A 26,529-nucleotide genomic window follows, 5' to 3' on the forward strand; every position below is an offset into this window, starting at 1 on the left:
CTGAAGATCGACCATGGTCCGGGTACGCGTCGCGGCGTTTGCAGTGCTGTCGCTGGCGTACCCGCTGGTGGTGTATCTCTCGCTGGGACGCTTCGAGCCGCGCTGGATGGCCCTGCTGCTGTTCGCCCTGGCCGCGCTGCGCGCACTGACCACCCGCCAGCCGGTGTGGTGGGCCGCCGCGATCGGCGCCGGCGTGCTGGCCCTGCTGGCCACCGCGTTCAACCAGGCGCTGCCGTTGAAGCTGTACCCGGCGCTGGTCAATGCGGTGATGCTGGTGATCTTTGCCACCAGCCTGCGTTTCCCGCCCAGCGCGGTGGAGCGGCTGGCGCGCTTGACCGAGCCGGAACTGCCGCCGTTCGCCGTGGTCTATACCCGCCGTGTCACCCAGGTGTGGTGCGGCTTTTTTGTTCTCAACGGGGGCCTGGCCCTGCTCACGGCGTTCTGGGCCTCCAACCAGGTCTGGGCGCTCTACAACGGATTGTTGGCGTACGTGATGATGGGTGTCCTGTTTGGTGGTGAATGGCTGGTGCGGCGGCGGGTGAAGGCGGCACACGCGCATGGCTGAGTGGATCGCGCTGGACCGGTTGGCGCAGCTGCCCCGGGCCGAACGCATCGTCGGCATCGATGCGGCGGGCAGTGCCGTGGCGCACCCGCAGTTCCGCACCCGGGTCATCGGCTGGCAGCAGGCCTTCGCCGCCGCGCCCGGCCGCGACTGGGCGCTCTATTTCGACGACACCCTGGACTTCGCCGCCGCGCTGTTCGGTGCCTGGCATGCCGGCAAGCGGGTGTTCCTGGGCGGCGACAACCTGCCGGCCACCCTGGACGGGCTGGCCCCGCGCGTGGCCGGCTTCGCCGGTGACGTGCCGGCGCATTTCGCGCCGCTGCAGCCGCGCGACGCCGCCGACCCTCAGGCCGAGCTGGCCGTGCTGGACGAAGACGCGCTGGAACTGGTGGTGTTCACCTCCGGCAGCACCGGCGCGCCCAGCGCGATCAGCAAGCGCATGCGCCAGCTGACCCGCGAGGTGGATGCGCTGCAGGCCGCGTTCGGTGCGCAGCTCGATGGCGCGCAGGTACACGGCACGGTCTCGCACCAGCACATCTACGGCCTGCTGTTCCGGGTGCTGTGGCCATTGGCGGCGGGTCGCTCGATCCAGCCGCGCCGCTTCTTCCATGAAGACCTGGTCAGCGCGCTGGCGCACCAGCCCTCGGTGCTGGTCGCCACCCCGGCCCATCTCAAGCGCCTGCCCGAACAGCTGGACTGGTCATCGCTGTGCGGCCAGCTGCGCGCGGTGTTTTCCTCTGGCGGCCCGCTGCCCAGCGAGGCCGCGCTGCAGGCCCGCGCGCTGCTCGGCGTGGCACCCACCGAAGTGTTCGGCAGCAGCGAAACCGGTGGCATCGCCTGGCGCCAATGGAGCGCCGAACAGCCGCAGTGGCACCCGCTGCCGGGCGTGTCCTGGCGGATCGAGGAAGGCTGCCTGGCCGTGTCCTCGCCGCACCTGGTCGACGACGGCTGGTGGCAGACCCAGGACCGCGTGGAGGCCGATGCCGGGCGCAGCTTCCGCCTGCTCGGGCGCGCCGACCGCATCGTCAAGATCGAAGAACGCCGGGTCTCGCTCGACGCGCTGGAACAGCAGCTGCGCGCGCACCCGCAGGTACGGGACGTGCGCGTGCTGGTGCTGCAGGGCGCACGCGAACAGCTCGCCGCCGTGGTAGTGCCGCACAACGGTGGCGTGGCGCAGTGGACCGATGCACAGCGCCGCCAGCTGTCGCAGGCGCTGGGTGCGCACCTGGCCCACAGCCATGATGCGGTGACCCGCCCGCGGCGCTGGCGCTTCATCGACGAACTGCCGTACAACGCGCAGGGCAAGATCACCGCCGCCGCGCTGGAAGCATTGTTCCGGCCGCTGCTGCCGGTGGCACAGTGGCAGCAGCGCGCCGCGGATGCCGCCGTGCTGGTGCTCCCGCTCGAACCGGATCTGGTCGCCTTCGATGGCCACTTCCCGCAGGCGAAGATCCTGCCCGGGGTGGTCCAGCTGGACTGGGCGATCCATTACGCGCGCGAAGCCTTCGCCATGCCGCCGCGTTTCGAGCGGATGGACGCCCTGAAGTTCCAGCACGTGGCGCGGCCGGGCGACCGACTGCAGCTGACGTTGGGCTGGGATGCGCTGAAATCGGTGCTGAGCTTCCGCTATGTCTCCGACCACGGCGTGCATGCCAGCGGGCGGGTGGTGTTCGGCGATGCTTGAGCCGCTGGTGGTGATTCCCGTCTACGACCACGAACACGCCATCGGCGCGGTGGTGCAGGGCGTGCGTGCCAGTGGCCTGCCGTGCCTGCTGGTGGATGATGGCTCGCACCCGGCCTGCGCGCAGGTGCTGCAGGCGTTGGCGCAGGCACACCCGGAGCAGGTCAGCCTGCTGCGCCTGGCGGTGAACCAGGGCAAGGGCGGCGCGATGCTGGCCGGCTTCGCTGAAGCGGCGCGGCGTGGGCATACCCATGTGCTGCAGATCGATGCCGACGGCCAGCACGACCCGGCCGATATTCCGCGCTTCGTGGCCCTGGCCACGCAGCACCCGCAGGCGGTGATCTGCGGCATTCCGGTCTACGACGACAGCGTGCCCAAGGCACGCCTGTACGGGCGCTATGCCACCCATATCTGGGTCTGGATCAATACGCTCTCGCTGCAGATCCGCGATTCAATGTGCGGCTTCCGGCTGTATCCGCTGGCCCCGGTCACCCGCCTGGTGGGCGAGGAAACCATCGGCCGGCGCATGGATTTCGACAGCGAGATCCTGGTGCGGCTGTTCTGGCGTGGCGTGCAGGTGATCAGCCTGCCCACCCGGGTGACCTATCCCAGCGATGGCGTGTCGCACTTCGATGTGTGGCGCGACAACGTGCGCATCAGCCGCATGCACACCCGCCTTTTCTTCGGCATGCTGCGGCGCGCCCCGCGCCTGCTGTGGCGCCGCGTCGCAGGAACCGCGGCGGCATGAACGCACCGGCACCGGCCAACGCCCCGCACTGGGCCGACCTGGGCGAGACCACCTCGGCCGCCGGGGTGCTGTTCCTGTGCTGGGTGCACCGCTGGTTTGGACGCTGGCCGTTCCGCCTGTGCGTATACCCGGTGGTGCTGTGCCATTGGTTGAGCAACGGCGTGGCGCGCCGCGCCTCGCTGCAGTACCTGCAGCGGCTGCAGGCGCATACCGGGGTGCTCGGCGGTACGCCGGGGCGCTGGACCAGCCTGAAACACTTCGCGCTGTTCGCCGATACGCTGCTGGACAAGCTGCTGGGCCTGGGCGGGCGCTATCCGCCCGAGCGCATCCGGCTGCAGCGCGACCTGATGCTGGAAAAGATCGCACGCCGCGAAGGTGGGCTGATCCTCACCGCGCACATCGGCTGCCTGGAGCTGTGCCAGGTGCTGGCCGAGCAGGTGCCCGGCTTCCACATCACCGTGCTGGTGCACACCGCACATGCGCAGCGCTTCAACCGGCTCATGCAGCGGCTGGATCCACTGGCCTCGGTCGAACTGATGCAGGTCACCGACATGGGCCCGGCCACCGCCGTGGAGCTGCAGCGCCGCGTGCAGGCCGGCGGATTCGTGGCCATCGTCGGCGACCGCGTGCCGCTGCGCGGCGGGCGCACCGTGCCGGCACCGTTCCTGGGCCATACCGCCCAGTTCCCGATCGGCGCCTATGTACTCGCCTCGGCGCTGGCCTGCCCGGTGTACACCATGGCCTGCCTGCACGAAGGCACGGGCTACCGCGTGCGCTTCGAGCACTTCAGCGACCGCATCACCCTGCCGCGCGGCTCGCGCGATGCCGCGCTGACCGCGCAGGCCGAACATTTCGCCCGGTGGCTGGAACGCCAGGTCACCGAAGCCCCCTTGGACTGGTTCAACTTCTTCCCCTTCTGGGATCAGGCATCTCATGGCACGTAATGCAGGCTCCACCCCGACCCGGACGCTCCGCTTCGGCGATGCGCCGCTGACCATTGAAGACGTGGTCGCGCTCTCGCAGCGCCAGGCCGACGCCGTGGTCAGCGACGACCCGGCATTCACCGCGCGCATCCAGCGCGGCGCCGATTTCCTCGATCGCCTGCTGCGCGAGGACGGGGTGATCTACGGCGTGACCACCGGCTACGGCGATTCGTGCACGGTCAACATTCCACCGGCACTGGTGGCCGAACTGCCGCACCATCTGTTCACCTACCACGGCTGTGGCCTGGGCCGCTTCCTGGACGAACAGGAGACCCGTGCGGTCATCGCCGCGCGCCTGGCCTCGCTGGTGCGTGGCATGTCGGGCGTGAGCCATCCGCTGCTGCAGGGTCTGGCCACGCTGCTGCGCCACGACGTGCTGCCGCTGATTCCGGCCGAAGGATCGGTCGGCGCCAGTGGCGACCTCACTCCGCTGTCCTACGTGGCCGCCGTGCTGTGTGGCGAACGCGAGGTGATGTACCAGGGCGCACGCCGCCCGGCCGCCGAGGTGCTGGCCGAGATCGGCATGGCCCCGCTGCGGCTGCGGCCGAAGGAAGGCCTGGCGATCATGAACGGCACCGCGGTGATGACCGCGCTGGCCTGCCTGGCTTACGACCGAGCTGACTATCTCACCAAGCTGGCCACCCGCCTGACCGCCTTCAACGTGCTGGCCAGCGACGGCAACGCACACCATTTCGATGAAATGCTGTTCGCCGCCAAGCCACATCCGGGCCAGATGCAGATCGCTGCGCGCCTGCGCGACGACCTGCACAGCGACCGCCCGCCCCGCAACGAACAGCGCCTGCAGGACCGCTACTCGCTGCGCTGCGCCCCGCACGTGATCGGCGTGGTCCAGGATGCGCTGCCGTTGCTGCGCCAGTTCATCGAAACCGAACTCAACAGCGCCAACGACAACCCGCTGATCGACGCCGATGGCGAGCGCATCCTGCACGGTGGCCACTTCTACGGTGGCCACATCGCCTTCGCCATGGATGCGCTGAAGAACACCATCGCCAACCTGGCCGATCTGCTCGACCGCCAGCTGGCGCTGGTGGTGGACGCGCGCTTCAACCACGGCCTGCCGGCCAACCTGTCGGCCTCCACCGGTGAGCGTGCGGCGATCAACCACGGCCTGAAGGCGCTGCAGATCAGCGTCTCGGCGTGGACCGCCGAAGCGCTCAAGCAGACCATGCCGGCCTCGGTGTTCTCGCGTTCCACCGAATGCCACAACCAGGACAAGGTCAGCATGGGTACCATCGCCGCGCGCGACTGCCTGCGCGTGATCGAGCTGACCGAACAGGTGGTGGCCGGCATGCTGATCGCCGCACGCCAAGGCGTGGCCCTGCGCGAGCGGGTCGGCATGAACGCCACCCTGCACGGTGACCTGGCCGCCATGTACCAGGACCTGTGCGAACGCATCGCGCTGGTGGAAGAAGACCGCGCCCTGGACGGCGAGCTGCGCAGCCTGCTCGACGATATCCGCAGCCAGCGCTGGAGCCTGTATGACCGTCCCTGACCTGAGCTTCGAGGTCGCGCTGTCGCCGACCTTCCACGACTGCGATCCGATGCACGTGGTGTGGCACGGCAACTACTTCAAGTACTTCGAAGTGGCGCGCTGCGCGCTGCTGCAGCGCCATGACTACGACTACCCGCAGATGCGCGATTCCGGCTACATCTGGCCGGTGGTCGACGCGCGGGTGAAGTACATCCGCCCGCTGCTGTACGGCCAGGCGCTGCGCGTGCGCGCCACCATCACCGAGTGGGAAAACCGCCTGAAGATCGCCTACGAGATCTTCGACGCCGACAGCGGCCAGGTGCTCACCCGTGCCCACACCATCCAGGTCGCGGTCGACGCGGCCACCAACGAAATGCTGTACCTGTGCCCGTCGGTGCTCTGGGAACGGCTGGGAGTACAGGTGCCATGATCCGTTTCCTGCGCACGCTGGGCGTGCTGGTGCTGCTGGCCGTGGCCAGCCCCGTGCTCGCCGCGCCGGCCGCCAGCGTGGACCTGGTCAAGCAGCGCGTGGCCAAGGTCAACGTGCTGCGCGGCGAATTCAGCCAGGACAAGCAGGTTTCGGGCTTCAAGAATCCGCTGCGCTCCCAGGGCCGCTTCGTGCTGGCCCAGGACCGTGGCGTGATCTGGACCACGCTCAAGCCGTTCCCCTCCGAAGTGGTGGTCACCCGCGACCGCATCCTCAGCCGCCAGCGCGATGGCAGCAGCCGGGTCGAACTGGACGGCCGCCAGCAGCCGGCGATGCGGTCGGTCAACGCGATCATGTTCGCGCTCATGAGCGGCGATGCGCAGGCGCTGTCCGCGCAGTTCACGGTGAAGGTCGACGCGCTGCCCGACAACGGCTGGCGCATGCACCTTACCCCGCGCTCGCCGATGCTGGCCAAGGTGTTCAGCGCGCTCGAACTGAGCGGCGACCGTTACGTGCGGGAAGTGCAGATCACCGAAGCGAACCAGGATGTCACCCGCATCCACTTCACCGCCCTGGGCGAAACCCCGGCGCAGCTCAGCGCCGACGAGGACCGCCGGTTTGAATGAGTCGTTGAATTCGGCCTGGCGCGAGAACGGCCGGCTGCAGCGCGCATGGCGCTGGCTGGCGGTGGCGTGGCTGCTGGTGTTGGTCGGGCTGGGCGTGCAGCAATGGCAGCTGTGGTCGAAGGAATCTCGGATCGACACCGACATCCTGGCGCTGCTGCCGCAGGATGCGCACGACCGCCTGCTGTCCGATGTAACCCGGCGCATCGCCGATGCGAATGCGCGGCAGATCGTGGTGCTGCTCGGCAGCGCCGACGGCGCGGCCACCAAGGCCGCCGAGCAGGCCTTCCGCCAGCGCCTGCGCGACGATCCGCAGGGCAAGGCGTTGTTGCAGGAAAGCGGCTCCATCGAAGGCTGGTTCGACCAGGCGCGCGCGTTCTACGCGCCGTACCGCGACCGCCTGCTGACCGGGCAGCAGCGCCAGCGCCTGCAGGATGAGTCCGCCGAAAGCCTGTCCGAATCCGCGCTGGCCGCGTTGTACGGCCCGATGGGCGCGCCGCGCCTGACCGAATGGCGGCAGGACCCGCTGTCACTGTGGCCGCAGTGGTGGCAGGAGCGGGCTGCCGCCTCCGGCCTGCGCATGGGCGACGACGGCCTGCTCGAGGCCGACGGCAAGCACTGGTCGGTCATCCAGTACGAAACGCTGGGTTCCGCGTTCCAGCTCGATGGTGAGCGCCATATCGACCTGCTGCTCGATGCCGCCACCGCCGCTGCGGCGAAGCACGACCCCGGCCTGGAAGTACTGCGCGCCGGCGTGCCGCTGCACGCCGAGGCCGCCGCGGTGCAGGCCAACTGGGAAATCAACACCATCGGCTGGGGTTCGCTGGCGGCGGTGCTGCTGCTGGTGTGGCTTGCATTCCGTTCGCTGCGCCCGATCCTGCTGGTGGCCGCCTCGCTGCTGATCGGCTGCGGCGTGGCGCTGGCGGTGACCGTGCTGGTGTTCGGCAAGGTGCACGTGCTGACCCTGGTGTTCGGGGCCTCGCTGGTCGGCGTCGCCGAGGATTACGGCATCCACTGGTTCGCCTCGCGCCAGGCCGAGCCGGCCGACCGCCGCTGGAAACTGCTGCGGCACCTGCTGCCCGGCCTGTGGCTGGCACTGGTGACCAGCGCGCTGGCCTACCTCGCGCTGGGCCTGGCGCCGTTCCCCGGTCTGCGCCAGATGGCGCTGTTCTCCGTTGTGGGCCTGGCCGGTGCGTTCCTGACCGTAATCTTCTGGTTCCCATGGCTGGATGGCGGCGAAATCCGCAGTACCCGCTTCGCGCGCTGGCTGGGCGCCACGCTGGAGCGCTGGCCGCGCCTGCACGGGCGCCGCCCGGTCGGGTTGTTCCTGGGTGCGGTGGTGGTGCTGTCGGGCCTTGGCATGCTGCGCCTGACCGCGGACGACAACCTGCGCAGCCTGCAGTCCTCGCCGATGTCGCTGATCAACCAGCAGATCCGCATCAGCCAGATGCTGGGCATGCCCAGCCCTGCGCAGTTCTACCTGGTGCAGGGCGACAACGCCGAACAGGTGCTGGAACACGAAGAAGCGCTGATCGAGCGCCTGCGCGTGCTCTCGGCGAACAAGCAGATCGGCGGCTACCGCGCGATCAGCGAGTGGCTGCCGTCGGTACAGCGCCAGCACGCCGATGCCGCGCTGACCGCGCGGGTCGAGCCGCAGGTACTGGCTGCCGTCGGCGAAACGGTCGGTGAAAGCCTGCAGCGCCCGGACTACGCGGCGCAGGACCTGCAGGCCGAGGCGTTCCTGGCGTCGCCCGCCGCCATGCCGTTCCGCCACCTGTGGCTGGGCGAAGTGGGCAAGGGCATGGCCTCGGTGGTGATGGTTGATGACCTCTCCCGCGCCGATGCGCTGACGCTGCTCGAAGCGCAGGCCAAGGGCATCGACGGCGTGCGCTGGGTCGACCGCACCGCCGATTTCTCCGCGCTGCTCAAGCACTACCGCAAGCTGATGAGCGCGCTGCTGCTGGTGGGCATCGTGCTGGTGTTCGCGGTGCTGTATTGGCGCTACCGCGCGCAGGCATGGCGCGTGTTCGCTCCCACGCTGGCGGCCGGCGCGCTCACCTTGGGCCTGCTCGGCCTGTTCGGGCAGCCGCTGCAGCTGTTCAATGTATTGGCGTTGATGCTGCTGCTCGGCATGGGCATCGATTACGGCATCTTCCTGATCGAACACCGCGGCGATGCCAGCGCCTGGCTGGCGGTCTGCGTCGGCGCGGCCAGTACCTGGCTGTCGTTCGGCCTGTTGGGCCTGTCGGCCACGCCGGCGCTGCGCGCGTTCGGCCTCACCCTGCTGTTCGGCATCGGCCTGGTCTGGTTGATCTCGCCGCTGTTCCGCCCGCCACCGCACGACGCACCGCACTGAGCGACCGCGCCGGACTCCCCCCTACTTCTTGATCAAGGATGCATCGATGACCGCAGCATTGGAAACAACTGAAATCCTGGTGATCGGAGCAGGTCCTGCCGGTTCCGTGGCCGCCGCCATGCTGCGCCAGCAGGGCCGCCAGGTGCTGATGCTGGAGCGCCAGCAGTTCCCGCGCTTCTCCATCGGTGAGAGCCTGCTGCCGCAGAGCATGGAGTACATCGAAGCGGCCGGCCTGCTGCAGGACGTGGTCGAAGCCGGCTTCCAGTACAAGAACGGCGCGGCCTTCGTGCGCGGCGAGCGCACCACCGAGTTCGACTTCCGCGACAAGTTCTCGCCGGGCTGGGGCACCACCTACCAGGTGCAGCGCGCCAATTTCGACGACGTGCTGGCGCGCGGTGCCGAGCGCATGGGCACCACCCTTCGTTTCGGCGACGAAGTGCTGTCGGTCGAGCCGGGCAGCCCGGCGCGCGTGCAGGTGCGCCGCCCGGATGGCAGCGAGTACACCATCGAAGCCGGCTTCATCCTCGATGCCAGCGGCTTCGCGCGCCTGCTGCCGCGCCTGCTCAACCTGGAATCGCCGTCGAACTTCCCGGTGCGCGGTGCGATCTTCTGCCACGTGCGCGACCACATTCCGGCCGATGCCGGTTTCGACCGCAACAAGATCCTGATCACCACCCATCCCGAACACGTGGACGTGTGGTACTGGACCATCCCGTTCTCCAACGGCTGCTGTTCGCTGGGCGTGGTGGCCGAGCCGAGCTTCTTCGAGAAGTACGACGGCACCGACCTGGAGAAACTGCAGGCCATCGTCGGCGAAGACCCGAACCTGACCCGCCTGCTGAAGAACGCCGAATGGGCGGTGCTGCCGGTGCGCACCATCACCGGCTATTCGGCCAACGTCAGCTCGCTGTGGGGCGAGGGCTACGCGCTGCTGGGCAACGCCGGCGAGTTCCTGGACCCGGTGTTCTCCTCCGGCGTGACCATCGCCTTCAAGTCCGCGCAGCTGGCCAGCGACTGCCTGGCGCGTCGGCATGCCGGTGAGCAGGTGGACTGGGAGCGCGAATTCGCCCTTCCGCTGCGCGCCGGGGTGAAGACCTTCCGCCGTTTCGTCGAGGCCTGGTACGCCGGTGGCTTCCAGAAGATCATCTACCACCCCGACCCGCAGCCGGATGTGCGCCGCATGATCTCCTCGATCCTGGCCGGTTACGCGTGGGACACCACCAACCCGTACGTGGCCGATGACAGCGGCCGCCGCCTGCGGGTGCTGGAGGAACTGTGCACCGGCTGATCCTGACGTTGCTGTTGAGCGTGTTGCTGGCGGCCTGCGCCAGCACCCGCATGCCCGCTCCCCTGGTGCAGCTGCCGACCCTGCAGCTGGCACCCTCGGCGCTGGCCGAACCGCTGCAGCTGCAGCAGCGCCTGCAGTTCCGCTTCGGCAGCCACGAGCGCGAGCTGGATGCGCTGCTCGAGGCCGATGGCGAGCAGGTGCGGCTGGCAGTGCAGGCAATGGGCCAGACCGGCGTGCGCATGGTCTGGGACGGGCACACCCTGGAACAGACGCGCGCCCCGTGGCTGCCGCCGCAGGTGCGTGGCGAACGCGTGCTGGATGACCTTCAGTTCGCGCTGTGGCCGGCCGATGCCATCCGGGCGAAGCTTCCCGCTGGATGGAGCCTGGTCGAGGCCGACGGTGGCCGCCGCCTGGAGCAGGGTGGCAAGGCGTGGCTGGTACTGGAACCGCTCGACGGCGGCCGCCTGCGCCTGCGCAACCTGGCCGAAGGCTATGAACTGGTGATTGAATCGTTGGACATGGGACAGGCACGACAGTGAGCAGTACCGCGGTATATCTGAACGAGCTGGGTGTGGTCTGCGCACTGGGCAGCGGGCGCGCGCAGGTGCGCGACGGGCTGTTCGCCGACCAGCCCGGCGGCCTGAGCGACAACGACACCCTGATCGCCGGGCGGACCCTGGCGCTGGGCGAAGTGAGCGGGCCGCTGCCGGACCTGTCGGCGTTGCCGGTGGCGCTGCGCGGACGCAACAACGCGCTGCTGGAAACCGCGCTGCTGCAGATCCGCCCGGCGGTGGAAGCGGCGATCGCGCGCTTCGGCGCCGGGCGCGTCGCGGTGATCATCGGCACCAGCACCTCGGGCATCGGCGAATCCGAAGGCGCGCTGCGCCTGCAGGCCGACGAAGGCCGCTGGCCGGACGGTTTCGATTACGCGCAGCAGGAAATGGGCACCTCGGCGCGCTTCGTGCGCGAGCGGATCGGCAGCGATGGCCCGGCCTGGACCATTTCCACCGCCTGCTCGTCCAGCGCCAAGGCGCTGATGTCCGCCGCGCGCCTGCTGCGTTCGGGAGTGGTCGATGCCGTGGTGGCCGGTGGCGCCGATTCGCTGTGCCGCTTCACCGTGGCCGGCTTCTGCGCGCTCGAATCGGTGTCGGCCGCGCGCTGCAACCCGTTCTCGCGCCACCGCAACGGCATCAACATCGGCGAGGGCGCCGCGCTGTTCCTGATGACCCGCGAGCCGGGCCCGGTGCGCCTGTCCGGCTGGGGCGAATCCTCCGACGCGCACCACATGTCCGCGCCGGACCCGCAGGCGCGCGGCGCCATCGAGGCCATCCAGCAGGCGCTGGACCGCGCCGGCCTGGCCGCCGACCAGATTGATTACGTCAACCTGCACGGCACCGCCACCGGCCACAACGACGCCATGGAAAGCCTGGCCGTGGCCAGCGTGCTGGGCACGCAGGTGCCTGCCAGCTCGACCAAGCCGCTGACCGGGCACACCCTGGGCGCCTCGGGCGCGATCGAAGCGGCGCTGTGCTGGATGACCCTGGCCGACAACCCGGACCAGCGCCTGCCCACGCACTGGTGGGACGGGCAGGGCGACGAGGCGCTGCCGGCGCTGGCCCTGGTGGCGCCTGGCACGCGCGCGGCGCAGCCGCTGCAGCATGTGCTCAGCCATTCGTTCGCCTTCGGCGGCAGCAATGCCGTGCTGGCGTTGGCGCGGGGATGAGCATGGAGTTGCCGACCGATATCGAAAGCGTGCTGCCGCATCGCGAGAGCCTGCGGCTGATCGACCGGGTCATCGAATGGCAGCCGGAATCCATCGTGGTGGAAGTGGACGTGCCCACGCACGGCCTGTTCTCCACGCCTGACGGGGTGCCCGCCTGGGTGGGCGTGGAGTACATGGCACAGGCGATTGCGGCCTGGGCCGGCTGCCGCGCGCGCGCCGAAGGGCGCGAGCCGTCGATCGGATTCCTGCTCGGCACCCGCCGCTATACCGCCCACCAGCCGGCCTTCACGCCGGGCAGCTGCCTGCGGGTGGAGGCACACTGCGAGCTGATGGGCGAAAATGGACTGGGCATGTTCGCCTGCCGGATCCTGGCAGGGGATGTTGAATTGGCGGTCGCCAACGTATCGGTGTTCGAACCACGCGATGCGATGGCTTATCTGGAGAGTGGAGAGGCATGACAGGGAATCTGACCGTGCTGGTGACCGGCGCCAGCCGGGGCATCGGCCGCGCCGTGGCGCTGCGGGTCGCGCGCGATGGCTTCGACGTGGTGGTGCATTGCCGCAGCCGGATCGAGGAAGCGCAGGCGGTGGTCGCCGACATCCAGGCACTGGGCCGCCAGGCCCGGGTGCTGATGTTCGACGTGTCCGACCGCGAGGCCGCCCGCACCGCGCTGGAAGCCGATGTCGAGGCGCACGGCGCCTACTATGGCGTAGTCTGCAACGCCGGCATTGCCCGTGACGGTGCCTTCCCGGCCATGCCGGCCGAGGACTGGGATGCGGTGGTGCACACCAACCTGGACAGCTTCTATAACGTGCTGCACCCGCTGGTGATGCCGATGGTGCGGCGGCGCAAGCCCGGCCGCATCGTCACCCTGTCTTCGGTGTCGGGGCTGGTCGGCAACCGCGGCCAGACCAACTACAGCGCGGCCAAGGCCGGCATCATCGGCGCCACCAAGGCGCTGGCGCTGGAACTGGCCAGCCGCGCGATCACCGTCAACTGCGTGGCACCGGGCCTGATCGAGACCGAGATGGTCAACGAAGAAGTGCTCGAGCACGCCCTGAAACTCATTCCCGCCGGGCGCATGGGCCAGCCGGACGAAGTCGCGCACGCGGTCTCGTTCCTGCTCTCCGAATCGGCCGGCTACATCACCCGCCAGGTGATCTCGGTCAACGGAGGGATGGTCTGATGAGCCGACCCGATCGTCGCGTCGTGGTGACCGGTGCCGCCGCCATCAGCCCGCTGGGGCACGACTGGCCGAGCATCCGCGCGCGCCTGCATGCGCAGGAAAACGCGGTGCGCTACATCCCCGGCTGGGAAGTGTTCGACGGCCTCAACACGCGCCTGGCTGCACCGGCCGAAGACTACGAGCTGCCTTCGAACTACAACCGCAAGACCACCCGCAGCATGGGCAAGGTGGCGGTGATGTCGGTGCGCGCTACCGAACTGGCGCTGGAAGCGGCCGGCCTGCTCGGCCATCCGGTGCTGCGCAGCGGCCTGGCCGGCGTGGCCTACGGGTCGTCGTCGGGCAGCCACGAAGCCACCGCCGAATTCGGCCGCATGCTCCACGAACACACCACCGAAGGCATCAGCGCCACCACCTACCTGAAGATGATGAGCCACACCTCGCCGGTGAACATCGGCGTGTTCTTCGGCTTGTCCGGTCGCGTGTACACCACCTCCAGCGCCTGCACCTCCGGCAGCCAGGGCGTGGGCTCGGGTTACGAGGCGATCCGCAGCGGCAAGCAGACGGTGATGGTCACCGGCGGCGCCGAACAGCTCGACGCCACCGCCGCGGCGGTGTTCGACACCCTGTTCGCCACCAGCGTGCGCAACGATGCGCCGAAGACCACGCCAAGTCCCTTTGATGCCCACCGCGACGGCCTGGTGCTGGGCGAGGGCGCCGGCACCCTGATCCTGGAAGAGCTGGAACACGCGCAGGCGCGCGGCGCCACCATCCTGGCCGAAGTGGTCGGCTACGGCACCAACAGCGACGGCCAGCATGTCACCCAGCCCACCGCCGACACCATGGCCCAGGCCATGCGCCTGGCGCTGGAAGACGCCGGGCTGGAACCGCAGCAGATCGGCTACGTCAACGCACATGGCACCGCCACCGAGCACGGCGACATCGCCGAAACCCAGGCCACCGCCCAGGTGTTCGGCGCAGGCATGCCGATCAGCTCGCTGAAGAGCTACGTCGGCCACATGCTCGGCGCGTGCGGCGCGTTCGAGGCCTGGGTGACCATCGAAATGATGCGCGAAGGCTGGTTCGCCCCGACCCTGAACCTGCACGAGGTCGACCCGCGCTGCGGTGCGCTCGACTTCATCCGCGGCGAAGGCCGGCAGATGCAGCCCGAGTACGTGATGAGCAACAACTTCGCCTTCGGCGGCATCAACACCTCGTTGATCTTCCGCCGCTGGCAGGACTGACTTTCCCCCGAGCAACACCCCGCCTTACCAACAAGGAGATGTTTGAATGCGTCGTTTTGCCCTGATTGCCGCCACCGCCCTGCTCGCCGTTGCCAGCACCGCCAATGCCCGTGAAACCCGGGTCGAGCTGCCGCTGCATGACCTGATCAACTCCCCGGAGGCGAAGGCCGCCGGCATCGACGGCAGCGTCCGCTTCTTCCTCGCCGGCGAAAAGGTCAACGTCCAGCAGCGCCTCGGCGAAGACGTGACCAACAAGAAGACCAATGCCGCCAACAAGAGCGATGCCGTGGCCTGCAACTGGGTGGCCCTGTCGGCGCTGAAGGCGCTGCAGGACGGCGCCAAGTCGCGCGGCGCCAACGCCGTGGTCGACGTGGTCAGCTACTACAAGAAGAACGAGTTCAAGAGCACCACCAACTTCGAATGCTACGCAGGCGCCATCCTGGCCGGCGTCGCCCTGAAAGGCACCTACGCAAAGGTGAAGTGACGCTTCGCGGCACTTCACCGGTAGCAGCCGACTGTTAGTCGGCTGGCATCGCCACCGCCGTTCCCCCGGAACGGCGGTGGCCGCCCTACCTGAACACCGTCGCGACATTGATGAACCTGAATCTGCCGCGCGCCAGCAAACCGACACCTTGGCGCCTGCCCGGCTTTCGTAGTTGCCTGCTTTACTCCACAATCGGCGTATCTATTCCCAGGGCCAAGCCCCGCGGGCAATGCAAGCCTACGTCTACAAAAGCCAACGCAAGCAGGACACTTACGTCTACCTCGCCGCCCGCGACGCCTTCGATGCCATCCCCGATGCGCTGAAGGCCACGCTGGCGCCGTTCGCATTCGTGCTGGAAGTTGCCCTGACCCCCGACCGTCGCCTCGCCCTGGCCGACGCTGATCAAGTGCGCGCCAATCTCCAGGCGCGCGGCTTCCACCTGCAGATGCCACCGCCGCCGGTCGCGCCCGTGAAGGTGCCGCGCCGCGATGACTGATATTCCGCGCACCCGCGCTGCCGCCATTGCCTTCGCCGCGGGCGGCCTGCTGTCGCTGGCCGCGGTGCTGGGCGGGGTGCCGGCTGCGCTGGGTGCCGCACTGGCGCAGCCGGCGTTCGCGCTGGGCGTGTCCTGGTGGCGGCGCAGCCGCGCCGTGCCGGCGCTGCCCCAGCTGGGCCGCCAGGACCTGCCGGCGCTGCTCGCGCTGTGGTCGGTGGGCCCGGCCCTGCTGGCGTTGCTGGTGGCCTGGCCGCTGGCCGCGCTGCACGACAGCGGCAGCCTGGCCGCTGTGCTCGGCCTGAGCGTGGCGGTCAGTGCCGCGCTGCTCGGCGTCTGGCGCACCTGGCCGCTGTGGAATGAAATCGAACGCAGTGACGGCAGCCTGGCGCGCCACTGGCGCACCCTGGCCGGCCGCGATCTCAGCGCCTGGCGCGGGCTGGTCGTGGCCGCGCTGGTGGTGGCGATCTGCGCGCTGGTGGTGGTTCCTGCGTGGCCGGGGCTGGTGCCCGATGGCCTGCGCTGGCCGTTCGCGCTGGCGGTGCTGATCGGTTCGCCGCTGGCCCACCTGGCCCTGCAGCGCGTCGCGCCGGCCGACCCGCTGGGCAGCCGCAGCGTGCTCGACCTGGGCAGCGACCCGTTCGCCGCCGCCGCCCAGCACGACGACCCGGGCCAACCGCTGGAGCCGCTGGCCCAGCACGAACGCTTGCCGGCGCTGTACGAAGCCGCGCGCAGCGGCCGGGTCGACCGCGCCCTGCAGCTGCTGGCCGCCGGGGCGGACCCGCAGGGCCTGCCTGACCCGACCTGGCGTGACCAGCGCAGCCTGGTGGTGCTGGCCGCCGTGCTGCCCGACCTGCGCCTGCTGCGCGAGCTGATCGCCCGTGGCGTAGGCGTCAACACCCCGCACAAGGGCATGACCCCGCTGCTGGCCGCCACCCGCGACAGCTGGCACGGCCGCCCCGAAGCGGTGATGACCCTGCTGGCCAACGGCGCCGATTCGCGCGCGGTCGACAGCGACGGCAACACCCCGCTGCACCACGCCGCGCGCAGTTCCGATCCCGGCGTGGCGGCATTGCTGCGCGATGCCGCGGCCGAAGTGGATGCACTGAACAATGACGGCTGGTCGCCACTGGCAGTGGCCTGCCAGGTCGGCAACTGGCGGCTGGCGCGGTTCCTGCTGGAGCGCGGTGCGCGCACCGAACCGGCCGAGGGCACCCCCGTGCTGCTGGCCGCGGCCGGCACCGAAGAAGACGATCCGGCCGGCGTGCAGCTGCTGCTCAAGCACAAGGCGCGCGCCGACGCGCGCGACCGCCAGCGCCGCAGCGCCCTGCATGAAGCGGCATTGGCCGGCCACGTGGACATCATCGATGTGCTGCTGGCGGCCGGCGCCAACCTTGAATCGCGCGATGCGCTGTCTCGTACGCCGTGGCTGGAAGCCGCGCGCGGTGGCCGGGCCGGCGTGGTCGAACACCTGCTGCCGCACAAGCCCGACCTGCATGCGGTCGACGTGGAAGGCCGCAACGCGGTGCTGCTGGCCTGCATGGCCGACAACGTCTCGCCGCTGCTGGTCCGCCGCCTGTTGGACCTGGGCATTGCCGCCGACGTCTCCGATCCGCAGGGACGCCGCGCGGTGGATATCGCCGCCGCCGCCGGGCGCTGGGCGATCGTCTCGCTGCTGGACCGCAGCTACCCGCTGCCCACCGCAGTGAGCGATGGCCTGGCCAGCGCGGGCGAGGATGACAGCGGGCAGGGCAGCCCGGCACTGCCGGACCGCCCGCCGCTGGACCTGCTGCGCGAAGCGCTGGGATTCGGCAACGTGGATGGCATGGCCTCGCTGGCCCGCCTGTGCAGCCCGGACGAACTGGGCGGCCTGCTCCACGACGGCGAACTGGCGCTGGACCCGCACGCGGTGGAGTGGCTGCTGGCGCAGGGTGCCGCGCCGGAGGTCCTGGATGCCTGCGGCGATACCCCGATGTTCGCGCTGCTGGCGCGTGGCATCGATGCGGTGCCCGCGCTGCAGGTGCTGCTGCGCCGCGGCGTATCGCCGACCGGCGCCGGTGGTTTGGCGCGCCTGCTCAGCGCCTGCGCCCAGCACGACCAGGCCGCGCGCGGGCTGGAACAGCTTGCATTGGAACTGCTCGAACGCGGCGCCGATCCGTTTGCGGCCTCGCCGGCCGGCGATCCGCCGCTGTCGCTCGCCGTTCGCCTGGGCTGGCTGCGCCTGCAGCAGGCCCTGCTCACCCTCGGCGTGGACCGTGAAGCCCGCGACAGCCACGGCATGACCGCGCTGCACCTGGCCACCGCGCTGGCCCGCGAAGGCTCGTTGAAGCTGCTGGTGCAGCAGGGCGCCTCGCCCGAAGCCCGCGCTGCCGATGGCCAGACCCCGCTGGGCGTGGCGCTGTCGATCGGCCGCCGCGACCTGGCCGATTGGCTGGATTGGCGCGTGTGGCAGCTGCCGCGCCGCGCGCTGCGTGCCGCCGATCTACCCGCCGCCGCGATGGCCGGCGATGCCGACGCCGTGCGCCGGTTGAACGACCTGGGCTTCGCCGTGGACGTGGTGGATGCGCAGGGCTGCACCGCGCTGCTGCGTGCCGCCGGCGGCGGCCACCTGGCCGTGGTCGACCTGCTGCTGGCGCGTGGCGCAAACCCGCAGCACGCTGCAGCCAGTGGTGCCACGCCGTTGTCGGCGGCGGTGAGCATGCGCCAGATCGACATCGTGTCGGCGCTGCTGGATGCCGGTGCGGAACTGGAATACAAGCTGCCCGGTGGCGTGACCGTGCTGATGCTGGCGTCGGCGCTGGGCCTGCCGGACATCGCCGCGCGCCTGCTGACCGCCGGTGCCAACGTGCATGCGGGCGATGCGCAGCAACTGGGGCCGCTGCATTGCGCGGCCCTGTACGGCTTTGGTGCGCGGGATCGTTCGCGCCTGCTGGCGCTGCTGGACACCTTGTTGCTGGCCGGTGCCGAGCCGGACCAGGCTGCAGCCGGTTCGGTGACCCCGCTGCTGTTGCTGCTGGGCGCGCGCGCCGAGCCAGGTACCGCGTGCGATGAGCAGATCGTGCTGGCCGCCGTGGAGCGGCTGCTCGATGAAGACGTGTCATTGGATGCGCGCGATCCGCGTGGGTTCGGTCCGCTGCACCTGGCGGCATTGCACGGCCTGCCGCTGCTGGTGCAGCGCCTGCTGCGCGCAGGCGCGGATCCGGACGTACGCGACGCGTTGAACCGCAGCCCGCGCGAGATCGCGGTGATGCGCGGTTTCATCGACGTGGCCGGTGAGTTCGAACCGCGCGTGCCGGGCGTTTCGTCGATGGCAAGATTCCTGCGCGATAACGGGTAACGGCGGCGCCTTGTCTCGACCGGTGTATCGGGCCGGTATATCCGACCGGTGCATCCGACCCGTGTATCCGACCGGTATATCCAACCCGTATATCCGACCGGTAGAGCCGACCGGTAGAGCCGACTGTTAGTCGGCTGCTCTCCATTCCGACGTCATGAACCCCTGACACGCGGCTTCGGACGGTCATCAACCGCGATCAGTGCGCCGCAGCCGTTAGGTGCGTGTCTGCGGATCTTCGGGCCGCGCTGCGCGCGGTCGCCGACTGACAGTCGGCGCTACGAATTGCTGGCGAACGATGGGGGAGCTGGATACGTCCGATCGGTTCCGTTCAATTGTCGCGTTGGTTGTCTGGCTTTTCATCGCGTTCCGCATCGGCTTCGAACAGGCGCATCAAATCCGCTCTCGCATCGCGTGAGGTCTGCATGACCGCGGCATCGTCGTCGTAGACCAGGTACTGGTCGCGCAGCAGCTTTTCATCGTGCTCGCGGAAACGCTGCACATGGTCGCGTGCCGTTTCTGTCGGAAGGCCCAACGCGGTCAGCACCCGCTCGCTCATGTCCAGGCTGGAGCCGAATACCTCGCGGAACGGTTCGGCCGACATGTCCATCAGCCGCCATGCGTGCTGGCGGTTGCGTGCGCGGGCCAGCACCACCGCGTCCGGGTACAGGCGCCGGATCAGCCGCGTGGCGCGCATGTTCGCTTCCGGGTCGTCCAGCGTGATCACGTAGACCCGCACATGCTCGCCGCCGGCCGCGCGCAGGATCTCCGGCCGGGTCGGGTCGCCGTAGTACAGCTTGTTGCCGAAGCGGCGCAGGTCCGACACCGTATCCGGGTTCGCTTCCAGCGCCACGAACGGGATTTTCTGTGCGGTCAGCAGGCGTGCCACCACCTGGCCGAAGCGGCCCATGCCAGCGATCATCACGCTGGGTTCGGTGCCGCCGTTGTCAATGGTGTCGGCCGCGGGCCTGTCGCGCGCCACCTCGTGTTCGCGACCCAGCAGGCGCAGCAACGCGATCAACAGCAGCGGCGTGAGCGCCATCGACAGACCTACGATCGCCACCAGCCGGTCGTGGTTGGCATTGCCCAGCAGGTTCGCGCGCTGCGCTTCGTTGAACACCACGAACGCGAATTCACCGCCCAGCCACAGCACGCTGCCGAGCAGCAGCGCGTGCCGCGTGCTCAGCCTGGCCAGCTTGCCGATGCCGAACAGCAGGCTGAACTTCACCACCAGCAGCACCGCCACCCCGATCGCGATCGCCCACGGCTCGGCCACCACCCGGTCCAGGTCGATGCCCATGCCCACGGCGATGAAGAACAGGCCCAGCAGCAATCCCTTGAACGGCTCGATCTGCGATTCCAGTTCATGCCGGAATTCCGAATCCGAGAGCAGCACGCCGGCCAGGAACGCGCCCAGGCTGGGGCTGAGGCCCACCGTCTGCATGAACCACGCCGTGCCCAGCACCACCAGCAGCGCCATCGCGGTGAACACCTCCGGGCTGCGCGTACGCGCCACGGTGTTGAACAGCCAGCGCAGCACCGGTCGCCCGCACAGGATCACCACGGCCAGCGCGCCCAGCGCCACCGCCACGTCGTTCCACTGCAGGGTTTCATTGCGTGCCCCGCCCAGCAGCGGAATCGCCGCCAGCAGCGGAATCGCGATCAGGTCCTGGAACAGCAGGATGGCAAAGCCCAGCCGGCCGTAATCCGTGTTGAGCCCCTTGTGTTCGGATAGCAGCTGCAGGCCCACGGCAGTGGACGACAGCGCCAGCGCGATGCCCACGATCAGCGCTCCCTTCCAGTGGAAGTGGTCCAGCATCAGCAGGCTGCCCAGCACCACCGCGCTCAGTGCCACCTGCGCGGTGCCGGCGCCGAACACCGAGCGCCGCATCACCTTCAGCCGCGTGGGCGACAGCTCCAGCCCGATCACGAACAGCAGCATCACCACGCCGATCTCGGCCGCGCCGAGGATCCGGTCGGCATCCTGCACGAAGCCCAGCCCGTCAGGTCCGAGCACCACGCCCGCCGCCAGGTAGCCCAGCACGGCACCCAGCCCGAGCTTCTTGAATACCGGCACCGCGATCACCGCGGCCAGCAGCAGCACCAGGGCCAGGACCAGCGCACCGCTATGCATGGGGAAACCTGCGCATCGCATCATCGGCCTGTCGCCGGCGGCCTATTATGCGGCCCCGCGCGTCAATGACCTTCAACCGGGCCCGAACGAGGGCCCGCAAGGGGTTGACCCGGTCTGCGTGCGGGTCCAGACTGCCGCCCGCTGACCGCGCCAGCACGGCGCGCCCAGCGAAACCCTTCCGGAGTCCACACCCATGTCCAGCGACAGTAGAAGTCGACCTTGCTCGACGCCAGCGATGGCCACCGCCTGACACGGGACGGTTCGCCAGCGTTGGCGTCGCGCGATCGCGATCCACAAGGCGAACCCCATGAACCAGAAAGACCTTCTGCGCCCGGTGGCGGATGCCGCCGCCCTGAGTGCACCCCTGCAGGACTTCAACACCGCCGACGCGGTGGAATACCTCAACACCCTGGCGCTGTCGCGCGCCGCCGACACCCTGGCCGCGTTGCCGTTGCCGCGCGCGGTGAAAATGCTCGAACAGCCCGAGCTCACCCGCAGCGGTGACCTCGTGGCCGCGCTGCCGGTGGCCAAGGCCGCCGCGCTGCTGGGCCTGATGGCCGACGACCGTGCCACCGACATCGTCCATGAGCTGGACGAGGACGAACGCGCGCGCCTGATCCCATTGCTCAGCGCCGATTCGCGCCGGGCCATCCAGCAGCTGCTCAGCTACCCGCCGCACACCGCCGGCGCGCTGATGACCACCGAATTCGTCAGCGTGCCCGCCGACTGGACCGTGGACCGCACCCTGCAGCACATCCGCGAAGTCGAGCGCACTCGCGAGACCGTGTACGCCATCTATGTGCTGGACCCGGTCACCCAGGCCCTGCAGCAGGTGGTCACCATGCGCCGGCTGATCACCGGCCTGCCGGACGAGCCGATCCTGGAGGTGGCCCAGGTCAATCCGCCGGTGACCGTCGATGCCATGCTCGACCAGGAAGAAGTGGCCCAGCTGATCCGCCGCCACGACCTGCTGGCCATTCCCGTGGTCGATGCGCGCCAGCAGGTGCTGGGCATCGTGACCGTGGACGACATCCTGGATGCACTGATTGAAGAATCCACCGAGGACGCGCACAAGTTCGGCGGCATGGAAGCGCTGGAAAAGCCGTACATGCAGATCGGCTTCTTCGAGATGCTGCGCAAGCGCGCCGGCTGGCTCAGCGTGCTGTTCCTGGGCGAAATGCTCACTGCCAGCGCCATGCAGCATTACGAGGACGAGCTGGCCCGCGCCGTGGTGCTCACGCTGTTCATTCCGCTGATCATGAGCTCCGGCGGCAACTCCGGTTCGCAGGCCACCTCGCTGCTGATCCGCAGCCTCGCCCTGCGCGAACTGCGCCTGCGCGACTGGTGGAAGGTGGCGCTGCGCGAAGTGCCTACCGGCATCACCCTGGGTGCCATCCTCGGCGTGCTGGCGATCATCCGCATCGTGTCCTGGCAGCTGCTCGGCCTGCACGACTACGGCGAGCACTGGCAGCTGCTGGCGCTCACCATCGGTGCGGCGCTGGTCGGCATCGTAACGTTCGGTTCGCTGTCCGGTTCGATGCTGCCCTTCATCCTCAAGCGCCTGGGCTTCGACCCGGCCAGCGCCTCGGCACCGTTCGTGGCCACCCTGGTCGACGTCACCGGCCTGGTGATCTACTTCAGCATCGCTGCGATGATCCTGCGCGGCACGCTGCTGTAACCGCACCATGTCGCCACGCCGCGTGCGGCGTGGCGATGCGGCGGCAGCCGATCCTTGCGCCAGATCATCCCAACGCGACCGCCAGCCGTGTACCGTGTCACCACGTGTCCCGGTGACTGTTCGACCCCATGAGCACCTACCACCTGCAATCCGTATTCCGCCCGCAGTCGGTCGCCGTCGTCGGCGGCAGCCCGCGCGAGCGTTCCGCCGGCCGCGCGGTCATGCGCAACCTGCGCGCCACCGGCTTTCCCGGCAAGGTCGCCTGGATCAATCCGCGCTACGGCGAAATCGACGGCATCAGCACGGTCAAGCGGCTGAAGGACCTCGACTGGGTGCCCGAACTCGTCGTCATCACCGCCCCGGCCAGCATCGTGCCGCAGGTGGTGGCCACCGCCGCCGAACGCGGCGTGGCCGCGGCCATCATCCTCACCGCCAACCTCGGCCATGGCCCGGGTTCGCTCAGCGAGCAGGTTGAAGCGGCGGCACGGCCCAAGGGCCTGCGCATCCTCGGCCCGCATTGCCTGGGCGTGATCGCCCCGCATGCACGGCTCAACGCCAGCATCGCCGCGCACTTCCCGCAGGCGGGCGACCTTGCGCTGATCTCCGAATCCAGCGCCATTGCCGCAGCGCTGGTCGAATGGGGCGTGGCGCGCTCGGTCGGCTTTTCCGCCGTGGTCTCGCTGGGCGACGCGCTGGATGTCGACTTCGGCGACCTGCTGGACTATTTCGCCACCGATTACCGCACCCGCGCCATCCTGCTCTACGTCGAACACATCCGCGACGCGCGCAAGTTCATGTCCGCCGCGCGCGCCGCCGCGCGTGCCAAGCCGGTGGTGGTGGTCAAGTCCGGCCGCCACATCCGCATCGATCCCGATGGCGACACCCACGTGCAGGCGCTGGCCAGCTCCGACGCGGTGTATGGCGCCGCGTTCAACCGCGCCGGCCTGCTGCGGGTGAGCGCGCTGGATGAGCTGTTCACCGCTGCCGAAACGCTCGGCCGCCTCGGCACCTTCCCGGGCCGCCGGCTGGCCATCCTCAGCAACGGCGGCGGGGTAGGGCGGCTGGCCGTGGACCAGCTGCTGGCCCTGCGCGGCAGCCTGGCCGAACTCTCGCCCGGCACCATCGCCGAGCTGGATGCCGTGTTGCCCGAAGGCTGGTCGCGCAGCAATCCGGTCGACATCGTGGTCGACGCAGACGGCGACCGCTACGCCGCCGCCATCGACGCGCTGATGTCCGACAGCGGCAACGATGCCGTGCTGGTGGTCAACGTGCCCACCGCGTTCACCTCATCGGCAGACGCCGCGCAGGCACTTACCCGCACCCTCGGCCTGCGCCCGCGCCACCATCGCGACAAGCCGGTGTTCGCGGTGTGGCTGGGCAACGACGACCGTGCCACCGCCACCCTCAACGCCGCCCGCGTGCCGACCTACCCGACCGAGGCCGAAGCCGTGCGCGGCTTCCAGCACCTGGTGCGCTACCGCGATGCGCAGGCGGCGCTGATGGAGACCCCGCCCAGCCTGCCGCAGGATTTCGTGGTGGATACCGCCGCCGCGCGCGCCATCGTCGACGCCGCGCTCGCCGCCGGCCAGCAGTGGCTGGACCCCATCGCCACCCACCAGCTGCTCTCGGCCTACGGCATTCCCTCCGCGCCGGTGATGCAGGCGCGCGACCCGCACGAAGCCATGGACCTGGCCCAGCCGCTGCTGGAGCAGGGCGCCACCGTGGCGGTGAAGGTGTTCTCGGCCGACATCCCGCACAAATCCGATGTCGATGGCGTGCGCCTCAACCTCGGCACCCTGCAGTCCGTGCAGGCCGCCGCCAGCTCCATCCTCGCCCGCGCCCACGAGATGCGCCCCAACGCGCGCATCGACGGCGTGCTGGTGCAGCCCACCATCGTGCAGCCCAAGGCGCGCGAATTGATTGCCGGCATCGCCGACGACCCGACCTTCGGCCCGGTGGTGGTGTTCGGCCGTGGCGGCACCGCCGTGGAAGTGATCGACGACAAGGCGCTGGCGCTGCCGCCGCTGGACCTGCGCCTGGCCCATGAGCTGATCGGCCGCACCCGCGTGTCGCGCATCCTCAAGGCCTACCGCGATGTCCCGGCGGCAGACGAACGCGCCGTCGCGTTGATCCTGGTCAAGCTGGCCCAGCTGGCCGCCGACATTCCCGAAGTCCGCACGCTGGACATCAACCCGCTGCTCGCCGACCGCGACGGTGTCATCGCACTGGATGCGCGCGTGGCCATCGCGCCCTCGCGCAAGCTGCACAAGGGCCGTGGCCATCCGCGGTTCGCGGTGTTCCCGTACCCGAAGGAGTGGGAGCGCACCATCACCTTGTCCGACGGCGCGCCCGCGTTCGTGCGCCCGGTACGCCCGGAAGACGACGCGCTGTTCCGCGCCTTCTTCGCCCGCGTCACCGACGACGACCTGCGCCTGCGCTTCTTCCAGTCCGTGAAGCATTTCAGCCACGAATTCATCGCGCGCCTGACCCAGCTCGACTACGCCCGTTCCATCGCGCTGGTGGCGATCGACCCGCGCAGTGGCGACATGCTCGGCGCGGTGCGCCTGCATGCGGATGCGGATTACGATCGCGGCGAGTACGGCATCCTGATCCGCTCCGACCTCAAGGGCCATGGCATCGGCTGGCGGCTGATGACCATCATGATCGAGTACGCCCAGTGGCTGGGCCTGAACATCGTTGAGGGCCAGGTGCTGCGCGAGAACAGCACCATGCTGGCGATGTGCCAGAGCCTGGGCTTCAAGACGAAGCTCGATCCCGACGACTCCACGGTCATGGTGGTGACCCTGCCGGTGCAGGAAGCGCAGGTCGCGCTGCCGCCGGAAGGTGTCACGCACTGAACCCGCGGGCGGCACCGACGCCCCCTCGACGTCATGATCGCCGACAATGACGTCATGACCGATCGCATTCCACTGCTGCTGTTGCCCGGCCTGCTCAACGACGCCGAACTCTGGCGCGCGCAGGTGGCCGCCCTTTCCGACATCGCCGACTGCACGGTCGGCGACCAGACCCGCGGCGAGACGATGCAGGCCGTGGTCAACGACGTGCTGGCCCAGGCCCCGGAACGCTTCGCCCTGGCCGGCTTCTCGCTCGGTGGCTTCGTCGCCCAGCAGATCCTGCGCGTGGCCCCGGAGCGGGTACTGCGGCTGGCGTTGATCGACACCTCCATCCACGCCGACTCGCCCGAGCGCGCCGCCCAGCGCCAGTCGCAGCGTTCCAGCGTGCGCCTCCCCGGCACCTTCCATGGCTTCGGCGACAAGCTGATGCGCAGCTACATCGATGCCTCGCGGCTGGACGACTACCTGCTGGTACAGCGCGTGCGTGACATGACCGCACGCCTGGGTGCCGAAGTGTTCCTGCGCCAGAGCGCGCTCGATCGCGTTGACGGCCACGACGTACTGGCCGGCTACCGTGACCCGCTTCTCATCATCTGCGGTGCCAACGACCGCATCACCCCGCTGCCGATCAGTGAGGAGATGCACGCGCTGGTGCCGGGCTCAACGCTGGTGGTGATCCCCGACTGCGGCCACCTGGCACCGATGGAACAGCCCGACGCTGTCAACGCCGCCATGCGGGAATGGCTTCAGCGCTGATCTAGCCAGGCAAGCGCATGCGCTGCAACGCCCGGCCCACATCCGCGGCGCGCAACCCTGTTGCCTCCAGTTCGGCGCGTGCATGGCCCAGTGCCTCCAGCACCTCGGTTTCAATCCGTTCCCCGTCCTGATCGTCCAGGCCGAATCGCGCCAGATCACTGCGGGCGTTTCGCAGGGTGGCCACACGTCCTTCAGTGCCAACGCCGATTGCCTGCAGGTCGCCGCCCATGGCCACGATGTCGAAACTGGGCGCGTGACGCCAGCGACCGGCGAACAGCAGTCCGTGGTTACGCAGATGGCCGTCGCTTTTGCCGACCAGGACATTCAGCAGCATGCGGCGGTAAAGAATGGAGCCGGCATCGGGCACGCCAATCTGCCGACACAATGCAGCCAGGTTGCCGTAGGTGACCCGGCCCAGCGGCGCCCGCACGCCGGTCGGCCCCATCCTGGCCGAAGACAACAGCGCATGCAGGCTCAGGTAGGGC

22 protein-coding genes are annotated in these 26,529 nt (G+C 69.4%); 20 read left to right on the plus strand and 2 right to left on the minus strand.

Annotated features, from left to right (window positions below):
* The first annotated feature begins 13 nt into the window (after positions 1-13).
* The 17 genes from KVS69_RS06300 to KVS69_RS06380 all read left to right on the plus strand — a co-directional run bounded on the left by KVS69_RS06300 (position 14) and on the right by KVS69_RS06380 (position 18,624).
* Complete coding sequence (locus tag KVS69_RS06300) at positions 14-565, plus strand: hypothetical protein (protein ID WP_210131347.1); 552 nt, start codon at positions 14-16, stop codon at positions 563-565.
* Entirely contained in the window at positions 558-2,246 is a 1,689-nt protein-coding gene (locus KVS69_RS06305) for an AMP-binding protein (protein ID WP_217537506.1), read from the plus strand. Before KVS69_RS06300 ends, KVS69_RS06305 begins: the two co-directional genes overlap by 8 nt.
* Entirely contained in the window at positions 2,239-2,991 is a 753-nt protein-coding gene (locus KVS69_RS06310; protein WP_254622055.1) for a glycosyltransferase family 2 protein, read from the plus strand. The genes KVS69_RS06305 and KVS69_RS06310 overlap by 8 nt, the downstream gene beginning before the upstream one ends.
* Entirely contained in the window at positions 2,988-3,935 is a 948-nt protein-coding gene (locus KVS69_RS06315; protein WP_217537507.1) for an acyltransferase, read from the plus strand. Before KVS69_RS06310 ends, KVS69_RS06315 begins: the two co-directional genes overlap by 4 nt.
* The gene (locus KVS69_RS06320; protein ID WP_217537508.1) at positions 3,925-5,487 is read left to right on the plus strand and encodes an aromatic amino acid ammonia-lyase; all 1,563 of its coding nucleotides are present in this window, start codon (positions 3,925-3,927) and stop codon (positions 5,485-5,487) included. The genes KVS69_RS06315 and KVS69_RS06320 overlap by 11 nt, the downstream gene beginning before the upstream one ends.
* Positions 5,474-5,896, plus strand: coding sequence for a thioesterase family protein (locus KVS69_RS06325; RefSeq protein WP_068854452.1), 423 nt, complete (start codon positions 5,474-5,476; stop codon positions 5,894-5,896). The genes KVS69_RS06320 and KVS69_RS06325 overlap by 14 nt, the downstream gene beginning before the upstream one ends.
* Positions 5,893-6,519 (plus strand): outer membrane lipoprotein carrier protein LolA, encoded by a 627-nt coding sequence (locus tag KVS69_RS06330; RefSeq protein WP_068854451.1) that lies wholly within the window; start codon positions 5,893-5,895, stop codon positions 6,517-6,519. Before KVS69_RS06325 ends, KVS69_RS06330 begins: the two co-directional genes overlap by 4 nt.
* The gene (locus tag KVS69_RS06335; protein ID WP_217537509.1) at positions 6,440-8,872 is read left to right on the plus strand and encodes an MMPL family transporter; all 2,433 of its coding nucleotides are present in this window, start codon (positions 6,440-6,442) and stop codon (positions 8,870-8,872) included. Before KVS69_RS06330 ends, KVS69_RS06335 begins: the two co-directional genes overlap by 80 nt.
* A gap of 46 nt (positions 8,873-8,918) precedes the next feature.
* The gene (locus KVS69_RS06340; RefSeq protein ID WP_095363319.1) at positions 8,919-10,160 is read left to right on the plus strand and encodes an NAD(P)/FAD-dependent oxidoreductase; all 1,242 of its coding nucleotides are present in this window, start codon (positions 8,919-8,921) and stop codon (positions 10,158-10,160) included.
* Positions 10,148-10,699: a DUF3261 domain-containing protein gene (locus tag KVS69_RS06345; protein ID WP_093532651.1), complete on the plus strand. Its 552-nt coding sequence runs from the start codon at positions 10,148-10,150 to the stop codon at positions 10,697-10,699. Before KVS69_RS06340 ends, KVS69_RS06345 begins: the two co-directional genes overlap by 13 nt.
* Complete coding sequence (locus KVS69_RS06350; RefSeq protein WP_217537510.1) at positions 10,696-11,883, plus strand: beta-ketoacyl-[acyl-carrier-protein] synthase family protein; 1,188 nt, start codon at positions 10,696-10,698, stop codon at positions 11,881-11,883. The genes KVS69_RS06345 and KVS69_RS06350 overlap by 4 nt, the downstream gene beginning before the upstream one ends.
* On the plus strand, positions 11,880-12,341 hold the full coding sequence (locus KVS69_RS06355; protein WP_254622056.1) for a hotdog family protein: 462 nt from the start codon (positions 11,880-11,882) through the stop codon (positions 12,339-12,341). The genes KVS69_RS06350 and KVS69_RS06355 overlap by 4 nt, the downstream gene beginning before the upstream one ends.
* Complete coding sequence (fabG, locus tag KVS69_RS06360; protein WP_217537511.1) at positions 12,338-13,069, plus strand: 3-oxoacyl-ACP reductase FabG; 732 nt, start codon at positions 12,338-12,340, stop codon at positions 13,067-13,069. Before KVS69_RS06355 ends, fabG begins: the two co-directional genes overlap by 4 nt.
* Complete coding sequence (locus KVS69_RS06365) at positions 13,069-14,310, plus strand: beta-ketoacyl-ACP synthase (RefSeq protein ID WP_068854444.1); 1,242 nt, start codon at positions 13,069-13,071, stop codon at positions 14,308-14,310. The genes fabG and KVS69_RS06365 overlap by 1 nt, the downstream gene beginning before the upstream one ends.
* A gap of 46 nt (positions 14,311-14,356) precedes the next feature.
* Positions 14,357-14,794, plus strand: a complete 438-nt coding sequence (locus KVS69_RS06370; protein ID WP_217537512.1) for an excinuclease ATPase subunit — start codon at positions 14,357-14,359, stop codon at positions 14,792-14,794.
* A gap of 229 nt (positions 14,795-15,023) precedes the next feature.
* Positions 15,024-15,290, plus strand: a complete 267-nt coding sequence (locus KVS69_RS06375; protein ID WP_068854442.1) for a YcgL domain-containing protein — start codon at positions 15,024-15,026, stop codon at positions 15,288-15,290.
* Positions 15,283-18,624, plus strand: a complete 3,342-nt coding sequence (locus KVS69_RS06380; RefSeq protein WP_217537513.1) for an ankyrin repeat domain-containing protein — start codon at positions 15,283-15,285, stop codon at positions 18,622-18,624. The genes KVS69_RS06375 and KVS69_RS06380 overlap by 8 nt, the downstream gene beginning before the upstream one ends.
* A 328-nt stretch (positions 18,625-18,952) precedes the next feature.
* Here the strand turns inward: KVS69_RS06380 and KVS69_RS06385 are convergent, their stop codons facing one another.
* Positions 18,953-20,755 (minus strand): monovalent cation:proton antiporter-2 (CPA2) family protein, encoded by a 1,803-nt coding sequence (locus KVS69_RS06385; RefSeq protein ID WP_217537514.1) that lies wholly within the window; start codon positions 20,753-20,755, stop codon positions 18,953-18,955.
* A gap of 307 nt (positions 20,756-21,062) precedes the next feature.
* Between KVS69_RS06385 and mgtE the strand changes: the two genes are divergently transcribed.
* The 3 genes from mgtE to KVS69_RS06400 all read left to right on the plus strand — a co-directional run bounded on the left by mgtE (position 21,063) and on the right by KVS69_RS06400 (position 26,044).
* Positions 21,063-22,433, plus strand: a complete 1,371-nt coding sequence (mgtE, locus tag KVS69_RS06390; RefSeq protein WP_217537515.1) for a magnesium transporter — start codon at positions 21,063-21,065, stop codon at positions 22,431-22,433.
* Positions 22,434-22,561: 128 nt separating this feature from the next.
* The gene (locus KVS69_RS06395) at positions 22,562-25,291 is read left to right on the plus strand and encodes a bifunctional acetate--CoA ligase family protein/GNAT family N-acetyltransferase (protein WP_217537516.1); all 2,730 of its coding nucleotides are present in this window, start codon (positions 22,562-22,564) and stop codon (positions 25,289-25,291) included.
* A 54-nt stretch (positions 25,292-25,345) separates the two neighbouring features.
* On the plus strand, positions 25,346-26,044 hold the full coding sequence (locus KVS69_RS06400; RefSeq protein ID WP_217537517.1) for an alpha/beta fold hydrolase: 699 nt from the start codon (positions 25,346-25,348) through the stop codon (positions 26,042-26,044).
* Position 26,045: 1 nt separating this feature from the next.
* Here the strand turns inward: KVS69_RS06400 and KVS69_RS06405 are convergent.
* Positions 26,046-26,529: HipA domain-containing protein (locus KVS69_RS06405; protein ID WP_217537518.1), on the minus strand; the 484-nt coding region annotated here is incomplete at its 5' end.

Source organism: Stenotrophomonas sp. GbtcB23 (assembly GCF_019091045.1).
GTDB lineage: Bacteria > Pseudomonadota > Gammaproteobacteria > Xanthomonadales > Xanthomonadaceae > Stenotrophomonas > Stenotrophomonas rhizophila_A.